1 pseudogene is annotated in these 845 nt (G+C 44.9%); it reads right to left on the bottom strand.

The annotated features are described in order from the left end of the window. A pseudogene (locus tag ACFIMQ_RS09495) lies at positions 1-845 on the bottom strand (filamentous hemagglutinin); the annotation flags it as partial.

Here is an 845-nt window from a genome sequence, read left to right as displayed (position 1 = left end):
TTGATAATCCCATCTAATCGATCATCACTAATCAGTGGTTTGGAACCGTCAAAATCGGTGTTTTTAACACCAGCCAACCCCTTATCGCCAGAGCTTAAGCCAACTTGCTCAACCCCCTCACGCACCGCATGATTATCAATATAGCCTGTCAACTTGGCATCAAGCGTGCCACCAGCTTCAATCGTGCCGTAAACAGTATCATAAGTGCGGGCGGTTGTTTGGGTAAAAGTAGGACCATCCCATTCTTTTGCATCGTGCGCTATACATCCTGGATTTGTGATACTACATTGCTTATATCTGTAGCGTGTTTTAGTCACAATCTTGGTTGTTTCGATTAAATCGCGCCCCTCATTGAGCAGCGTATCACCCTGCATCTCAATGTTGCCATTAGCAGCAATCAAACTATAACTATTGCGGATATCACCGGCATGAACCGTGAAATGGCGCCCTACCAAAATCTGGGCAGCATTATTGATAAAATGAGGCTGCTGACGAATGATCGTGGTGTCGATATTTTTCTTGATCTTTGTGTGTTTATCAACATTTGGGATTTTTTCCCATTCTCCTCGCACGTAACTGTGACCAACCACTTTATCGCTAACTTCAACTCCACCTTCACGCATGTTGGTAAGCGCTGAGACATCGAAGGTCATATCGCCTGACACGGCTTCTAAAAGACCCGAGCTGTTGATCACATGACCAGCCCGCTCTCCACTTAAGCCACGGATGATGAGATTGTCTTCAGCAATGACATCGGCAAACTTATTAATAAAATCCCCATCTAAGGAGAAAATGGCAGATTTCTTGGCATAAATCAGCCCACTATTACTCAGATCAGCGCTCAC

The organism is Bartonella sp. AD13SXNS (assembly GCF_042196465.1).
GTDB lineage: Bacteria > Pseudomonadota > Alphaproteobacteria > Rhizobiales > Rhizobiaceae > Bartonella.
Note: the sequence above shows the minus strand (reverse complement) of the source record. Positions and strands in the feature narration are given on the sequence as shown.